The sequence below is a fragment of the Rhizobacter sp. P3_C12 genome (assembly GCF_056402735.1).
Map to the genome: position 1 here is coordinate 1 of NZ_JBFUGW010000307.1, position 6759 is coordinate 6759.

Sequence of the window (6759 nt, forward strand, 5' to 3'; positions counted from 1 at the left end):
GGCCCGGGCCGGCGGCGCGGCCGAAGTCGTGGCCGGCGCGGCATGCGCCGCGGAAGCGCCCGCGCCGATCGAAGCTGCGTGCTCCATCTCAGGCGGTCTGGCGCGGCGTGGCGGCGGCGGCGAGCGACACCGTCGAGAGCGAGCTCGCCAGGTCGGGCTTCGGCGGCACTGGTGCGGCAGCGGCCGGTGCTGCCTCGGCAGCCTCTGCCGCCGGAGTGGCTGCCGGCTTCAGGCTGGAACCGAATCCACTGGCAGCTCCTGCCGATGGCGTGGTGGCAGGCTTCGGAAGGGAACGGGCCGACAGGTCGGCGGAGGGGCGGGCGACGTGCATGGTGCGTCATGGAGGGGTTGCGATGAGAGTGAATTGTTCTCATCGCCAGCCCGCCCGATCGCCGGAAAAGCATGTCGCGCGGCGACGGCGAGGGGTCTTGGGTGATGGATATCACCCACGGGCTGCGTGCGCTGGCAGACAGACGGCGTGCGCAGCGTCTGCCATGGTCGTCGCAGTCCACCCGCTCCCGTCCCCTCCCCCTTCCCACTTCAAAGGAGTTCTCCCATGAGACTCGTTCATTTGCCACGCCTGGCCTTCCTGGCGCTCGCGGCGCTCGCCGTCGCAGGCTGCGCGTCCGGACCGCCGCCCACCGAACAGATGGCCGCCGCGAAGGCCGCGGTCGACAGCGCCGATGCCACCGGCGCCCCGGCCTACGCACCCACCGAAACCCGCCTGGCCGCCGACAAGCTCGCCGGGGCGAAGAAGGCCCTGGCCGACAAGGACTACGTGCTCGCGAAGCAGCTCGCCGACGAGAGCCAGCTCGACGCACAACTCGCCGTTCGCAAGATGCAGACCGCCAAGTCCAGCCAGGCAGCCGATGCAGCCCGCAAGGCCGCGTCCACCGGAGGTACCCCATGAACCACGCCATCCACCCGATCCTCACCGTCAGCGCGCTCGCCGCCGTGCTGATGGGTTGYAGCACCGTGCCCGCGCCGAACGCCGCGCTCGACCGCGCACGCGCCAGCTACCAGCAGCTGGAGACCGACCCGAAGGCGAATGAGTTCGCCGCACCGGAGATGACACTGGCCCGCKACGCGCTGACCAGCGCCGAAGCGTCGCGCACCCGCGGCGAGACGCTGCGCAGCGTCGACCACCACGCCTACCTGGCACAGCAGCGCGTGGCGATCGCGCGCGAAGCCATCAGCGCCCGCACCTGGGACAAGGCCGCGGCCGATGCCAAGGCCGCCGGCGTCGACAGCAAGGCGGCACGCGATGTCGCGACGGCCCGGCAGGCGACGCAGGACAAGGGCATGGAGCTCGCCGCCGCCACTGCGAATGCGCAGCAGGACAAGGCGCGCGCCGACGCGCTCGCGCTGCAGCTGAAGGAGCTCGGCTCGAAGCCGACCGACCGCGGCGACGTGCTGACGCTCGGCGACGTGCTGTTCGATTCGAACCGGGCCGCCCTGAGTCCCGGCGGCGCCCGCACGCTGAACAAGCTGGCGGACTTCATGCGCCAGCACCCGAAGCGCACCGCGATGATCGAAGGCTTCACCGACAGCCGCGGCACCGAGACCGGCAACTTCGAGTTGTCGACGCGACGCGCCGAAGCCTTGCGGACGGCGTTGATCGACCAGGGCATCACCGCGCAGCGGCTGATGACGCGCGGCTACGGCGAGGCCTATCCGGTGGCGACCAACGACACCTCGGCAGGCCGGCAGATGAACCGCCGCGTCGAGGTGATCCTGTCCAACGAAGACGGCGTGGCCAAGGCCCGTTGAGGAGACGACCATGACCAAGACCCGCAAGCACGGCAACAAGGAAGTGAAGAAGCCCAAGCAGGCGCAGGCACCCGTCGCGCCGGGAACGCCGGCGCTCGCGCTGCCGGCGGTCGCACCGGCGGCCGCCGACCGTCAGCGCAAGCGCTGAGCGACGGGCGGATCAGGCCGCCTCGGCACKGGCGCGGCAGTCGGCGGCATAGCAGCTGCAGGCTGCGGCCTCCAGCCCGGCGCGGTCGGTCACCTGCAGCTCGCCGCGGTGGTAGTCGATCAGCCCGGCACGCTGCAGCACGCCGGCCGCGGCGGTGATGCCCACGCGCCGCACGCCCAGCATGTAGGCGAGGAACTCTTGCGTCATGTGGAAGTGGTCCGCCTGCGCGCGGTCCTGGCTCATCAGCAGCCAGCGCGCCAGGCGCGGCCCGATCAGGTGGAAGCGCAGGCAGGCCGCCGATGCCGCCAGCTGCACCATCAGCACGTGCACGTAGCGGTCCACGCTGCGCTCCAAGGCGGCATTGCGTGCCAGCTCGCGGCGAAACGGCAACACCCCGATGCGCCAGGCCGTGCCCGGGCCCTGCACCACCGCATGCAGCGGCGACACCGAGGCCCCCAGCGCGACGTGCACGCCCAGCATCCCCTCCCGCCCGACCATGCCCACCTCCAGCCCCGGGTGCCGGTCGACGCGCGAGATCAGCGAGATGAAGCCCTGCATCGGAAAGTAGACATGCGTCGTCGGCTCACCGGGTTCGCTCAGCGCCTCGGCCAGCACCAGCGGGACGACCTCGCCGATGTCGAGCAGGCGCTTTCGCCCCGCCCCGGAAAGCGGGGCGAGCAGATGGTTGTCGATGAAGGTCATGCCGCAGTGTGGCGCGCCCGCCGGCGCGCGACCGTCTGCCAGCGCACGCAGTCAGGCGACGGCAGGTTCGGGCAGCAGGCGGTCGTATTCCTTCTTGACCACCGCATAGCACTCGCAGGTGCGTGCCTCCAGCCCCGGCCGGTCCAGCACCTCGATGCGCCCGCGCGCATAGCGGATCAGCCCGGCCTTCTGAAGCTTCGACGCCGCCTCGGTGACGCCCTCGCGCCGCACGCCCAGCATGTTGGCGATCAGTTCCTGCGTCATCGTCAGCTCGCTGCCGCGCAGGCGGTCCAGGCTGAGCAGCAGCCAGCGGCACAGCTGCTGGTCCAGCGAATGGTGGCGGTTGCACACCGCCGTCTGCGCCATCTGCGTGATCAGCGCCTGCGTGTAGCGCAGCAGCAGGTGCAGCACCGGCGCGCGGTTGAACTCTTCCTTGATGGTGCGCGAGCTCATCCGGTAGCCCGCGCCGGCGCTTTGCACGACGGCGCGGCTGGTCGTCGATTCGCCGCCCATGAACAGCGAGATGCCGACGATGCCCTCGTTGCCCACCACCGCGATCTCGGCCGACGCGCCGTTCTCCATCACGTAGAGAAGCGACACGATGGCGGTGGTCGGGAAATACACGTGGCTCAGCGTGCGGCCAGGCTCGTACAGCACCTGCCCGAGGGTCAATTCGACCCATTCGAGCTGCGGCAGCCAACGGTTGCGCTCCGGCTCGGGCAGGGCGGCGAGCAGGTGGTTCTGCAGGGGTTCGGGGGAAGGGTGCACTGTGCGCAGCTCCATCGGATGCTGGTGCCGGAGCTGGCGTCGAGCCGGCCTCGCGCCCCGTGCCGCCCAGTGCGGAGACTATAGGCGCGGAAAGCGTCGGTCTGTGCGGTATCGGACAAATCAGGGGGCATGCCCGCGCCGGTGTTCGGCAACGCACAGACGCGGCGGAGCCGGCCATGCAGAGTCCGCACTCCGAGGAGTGCTGCCCACCGTGATCCACCCGATGATTTCGATCGCCCTGCCGTTTCGCACGCCTGCGGCACGCCGCGTCGACAGGGCGCCGTCAACGCACGCCGTGCTGGCCTGCCTGCGCCAGGCGAATGCCGAGTTGCAGCGTGCCCTCTCCCAGGCGCAGGCCGCACAACGCGACGCCGAGCGGCTGAACCAGCGCCAGACCGAGCAGTTGGCCCTGGTCGCGCACGAGTTGCGCACCCCGTTGATGACGCTGTGCACCACGGCCACATTGTTGGCGCGCATGCCCGCCGAGCGAGCGCCGCAGCTGCTGGCGATCGTCGGGCGGCAGACCACCCGCATGGCGCGCGTGATCGACGACCTGCTCGACGTGTCGCGCGTCAACACCGGCAAGCTGAGGCTGGTGCTGGACGACGTGCAGATCGCCGAGGTGATCCAGGACGTGCTCGACGGCTGCCGCATTGCGGTGCTCGCGCGGCAGCAGACGCTGCAGCTTGCGATGCCGTCGTCCATCGGGCAGATGCGGGCGGACGACACCCGGCTGGCGCAGATCCTCGGCAACCTGGTCGGCAACGCGTCGAAGTACACGCCTTGCGGCGGCGCGATCGGGCTGGCAGTGGCGCGCCACGGCAGCAGCATCGTCTTCACCGTCAGCGACGACGGCATCGGCATCGCACCGCAGGCGCTGCTGCAGGTCTTCGACCCGTTCGTCCAGGAAGAGCACGCGGTGAAATTCAACCGCGACGGCCTCGGGCTCGGCCTCGCGGTGGTGCGCGAACTGACCCACGCCCACGGCGGCCGGGTCGAAGCCCACAGCGACGGGCTCGGCTGCGGCAGCCGCTTCGTCGTGACGCTCCCTGCGGACGCGGGTCAGTGCACGCAGGTCGGCCCACCGGTTCACTCCACCAGCAGGCGGTAGCCGACCCCCGTCTCGGTGAGGATGTGGCGCGGCTGCGCCGAGTCGTCCTCGAGCTTCTGCCGCAGGTTGCCCATGTAGACGCGCAGGTAGTGCGTGCTCTGCGCATGCCCCGGCCCCCACACCTCGCGCAGCAGGTAGGGGTGCGTCAGCACCCGGCCGGCGTTGCCGATCAGCACGCCGAGCAGGCGGTACTCGATCGGCGTCAGGTGCACCTCGGCGCCGCGCCGGCGCACCAGGCGCGCCGCCTGGTCGACCTCGACATCGCCGAAGCGGAACACCGCGTCGGCCGGTGCCCGCCCGGCCCGCATGCGGCGCAGGTTGGCGCGCGTGCGCGCCAGCAGCTCGGCCGTGCCGAACGGCTTGGTGATGAAGTCGTCGGCCCCGGCATCGAGCGCTGCCACCTTCTCGCTCTCCTGCGTGCGTGCCGACAGCACGATGACCGGCACACCCGACCAGGTGCGCAGCTGGCGGATGAAGTCGATGCCGTCGCCGTCGGGCAGGCCGAGGTCGGCGATCACCAGGTCGGGCCGCCGCGTGCCGGCTTCGATCAGGCCCTGCTTCACGGTGCCGGCCTCGAACACCTGCCAGCCCTCGCCCTCCAGCGAGAGGCGGACGAACTGGCGGATCTCGCGCTCGTCCTCGAGCACCAGGGCGGTTGGCAGCGGGGTGGACATCAGGTCTCCTGGTCGAGTGCCGGCGGCGCACCGAGCGGCAGGCTGAAGGTGAAGGTCGCGCCCGGCCCCGGCCGCTGCGCGGACGCGGGCTCGACGCGGATGCGCCCGCGGTGCGCCTCGACGATGGCGCGGCAGATCGCGAGCCCCAGGCCGACGCCCGGCGTCGCCGATTCGGCCTGGCCGCGGGTGAACTTCTCGAAGATCCGCTCCTCCTGGCCGGGCGCGACGCCGGGGCCGTGGTCGCGCACGCTGACGAGCAGCTCGCCGCCCTCTGCCCGCGCGAGGATCTCGACCGGCGCCTCGGGTGGCGTGTACTTGCCGGCGTTCTCCAGCAGGTTGACCAGCACGCGCTCGATCAGCACCGCATCGCATTCCACCAGCGACACGCCGGGCTCGATGTGGATCGCGAGCGGCCGCGCGCCGAGCGCGTCGTGCGAGGCGGCCACCGCCCCGCCGATCAGCTCCTCGACCGACTGCCACTCGATGCGCAGCCGGATCTCGCCGCTCTGGATGCGCGCCATGTCGAGCAGGTTGGTCACCATGTCGGCGAGGCGGCGCGACTTGTCGCCAAGCCCGGCGGCGAGCTCGCGCTGGCGCGGCGACAGCGGCGGCTGGCTCGCGGCCAGCAGCTCGGCGGTGGCGACCAGCGCGGCCAGCGGCGTGCGCAGGTCGTGCGACAGCGCCGCGAGCAGCGAATTGCGCAGCCGCTCGGATTCCATCTGCACCGTCGCGTGCTGCGCGACCTCGATGTAGTGCACCCGCTCCAGCGCCATCGCCGCCAGCGCGGCGAAGGTCTCCAGCTGGCGGCGCTGCTCCGGCACCAGCAGCAGGCGCGGCTGCTGCGGCTGCACCGCCAGCACGCCGCGCGAGCGCATCGTCGCCTTCAGCGGCAGGTAGAGCCAGGCGCTGCCGGGCAGCGTGTCGGTGCCGAGCCCGGCCGGCTGGTGGTGGTCGAGCACCCACTGCGCGGTGCCCTGGTCGAGCCCGGCGGCGAACGGCTGCGGCGGTTGCAGCCGCTCGTCGAGGTCGAGCCCGAAGACGGCGACGCCGGCGCGGAACTCGCGCGCGATGACGGCTTGCGCCACCTCGACCGCGTGCTCCCGCGTCAGCGTGTTCGACAGGTCGCGGGCGGCCTCGAAGAGCGCGCGCGAGCGGGCCTCGCGGTGCGTCGCGACGCGCGCCTGGAAGCGCAGGCCGGCGGTCAGCTGCCCGGTCACCAGCCCGACGATCAGCATGATCGCGAAGGTCAGCAGGTATTGCGCGTCGGACACCGCGAACGACAGCCGCGGCACGACGAAGAAGTAGTCGAAGGCCGCGACGTTGACGAACGCCGCCAGCACCGCCGGGCCGCGCCCCAGCCCGACCGCGACGCAGACCACCGACAGCAGGAACACCATCACGATGTTCGCGAGGTCGAAGTACGGCACCAGCCCGTGCGTGACCAGCGCGGTCACGGCGCAGGCGGCCGCGGCCAGCGCGTAGCGGCGCAGCGGCGACACCACGCTTCCTTCGGTTTCGGGCTGCGCCGCCGGCGCGGCCGATGGCCGGCCGCGCGGTGCGGCGCCGAGCTCGATGCGGTCGATGTC

The 6759-nt window shown here is 71.8% G+C and carries 9 protein-coding genes; 4 read left to right on the forward strand and 5 right to left on the reverse strand.

Annotated elements, in window-relative coordinates; genetic code table 11:
* Positions 1 to 88: 88 nt before the first annotated feature.
* Positions 89 to 331, reverse strand: a complete 243-nt coding sequence (locus tag AC1DXV_RS29330; RefSeq protein WP_477873441.1) for a hypothetical protein — start codon at positions 329 to 331, stop codon at positions 89 to 91.
* A gap of 225 nt (positions 332 to 556) precedes the next feature.
* Here AC1DXV_RS29330 and AC1DXV_RS29335 point away from each other — a divergent pair, with 225 nt between their 5' ends.
* The 3 genes from AC1DXV_RS29335 to AC1DXV_RS29345 are packed head-to-tail and all read left to right on the forward strand — an operon-like array spanning position 557 to position 1918.
* Positions 557 to 910, forward strand: coding sequence for a DUF4398 domain-containing protein (locus tag AC1DXV_RS29335; RefSeq protein ID WP_477936945.1), 354 nt, complete (start codon positions 557 to 559; stop codon positions 908 to 910).
* Positions 907 to 1770, forward strand: coding sequence for an OmpA family protein (locus AC1DXV_RS29340; RefSeq protein WP_477936947.1), 864 nt, complete (start codon positions 907 to 909; stop codon positions 1768 to 1770). The genes AC1DXV_RS29335 and AC1DXV_RS29340 overlap by 4 nt, the downstream gene beginning before the upstream one ends.
* A gap of 10 nt (positions 1771 to 1780) precedes the next feature.
* A complete protein-coding gene (locus AC1DXV_RS29345; RefSeq protein WP_477871984.1) occupies positions 1781 to 1918 on the forward strand; it encodes a hypothetical protein in 138 nt (45 codons plus the stop codon).
* A 12-nt stretch (positions 1919 to 1930) separates the two neighbouring features.
* Here the strand turns inward: AC1DXV_RS29345 and AC1DXV_RS29350 are convergent, their stop codons facing one another.
* Entirely contained in the window at positions 1931 to 2620 is a 690-nt protein-coding gene (locus tag AC1DXV_RS29350; RefSeq protein ID WP_477936949.1) for a Crp/Fnr family transcriptional regulator, read from the reverse strand.
* A gap of 51 nt (positions 2621 to 2671) precedes the next feature.
* Entirely contained in the window at positions 2672 to 3403 is a 732-nt protein-coding gene (locus AC1DXV_RS29355; RefSeq protein ID WP_477871988.1) for a Crp/Fnr family transcriptional regulator, read from the reverse strand.
* A gap of 208 nt (positions 3404 to 3611) precedes the next feature.
* Here AC1DXV_RS29355 and AC1DXV_RS29360 point away from each other — a divergent pair, with 208 nt between their 5' ends.
* Positions 3612 to 4499, forward strand: a complete 888-nt coding sequence (locus tag AC1DXV_RS29360) for a sensor histidine kinase (protein ID WP_477936951.1) — start codon at positions 3612 to 3614, stop codon at positions 4497 to 4499.
* Here the strand turns inward: AC1DXV_RS29360 and kdpE are convergent.
* Both kdpE and AC1DXV_RS29370 read right to left on the reverse strand, forming a co-directional pair.
* Positions 4478 to 5173, reverse strand: a complete 696-nt coding sequence (kdpE, locus tag AC1DXV_RS29365) for a two-component system response regulator KdpE (RefSeq protein ID WP_477936953.1) — start codon at positions 5171 to 5173, stop codon at positions 4478 to 4480. The two genes, AC1DXV_RS29360 and kdpE, sit on opposite strands and share 22 nt — an antisense overlap.
* Positions 5173 to 6759, reverse strand: a 1587-nt coding sequence (locus AC1DXV_RS29370; RefSeq protein WP_477936955.1) for a DUF4118 domain-containing protein, incomplete at its 5' end; no start/stop codon positions are given. The genes kdpE and AC1DXV_RS29370, both read right to left, overlap by 1 nt.

Bases quoted from the DNA above. Each gene is read 5' to 3' on its own strand.
- AC1DXV_RS29330 (WP_477873441.1), bottom strand. From the start codon at position 331: ATGCACGTCGCCCGCCCCTCCGCCGACCTGTCGGCCCGTTCCCTTCCG.
- AC1DXV_RS29335 (WP_477936945.1), top strand. From the start codon at position 557: ATGAGACTCGTTCATTTGCCACGCCTGGCCTTCCTGGCGCTCGCGGCG.
- AC1DXV_RS29345 (WP_477871984.1), top strand. From the start codon at position 1,781: ATGACCAAGACCCGCAAGCACGGCAACAAGGAAGTGAAGAAGCCCAAG.
- AC1DXV_RS29355 (WP_477871988.1), bottom strand. From the start codon at position 3,403: ATGGAGCTGCGCACAGTGCACCCTTCCCCCGAACCCCTGCAGAACCAC.
- AC1DXV_RS29360 (WP_477936951.1), top strand. From the start codon at position 3,612: ATGATTTCGATCGCCCTGCCGTTTCGCACGCCTGCGGCACGCCGCGTC.
- kdpE (WP_477936953.1), bottom strand. From the start codon at position 5,173: ATGTCCACCCCGCTGCCAACCGCCCTGGTGCTCGAGGACGAGCGCGAG.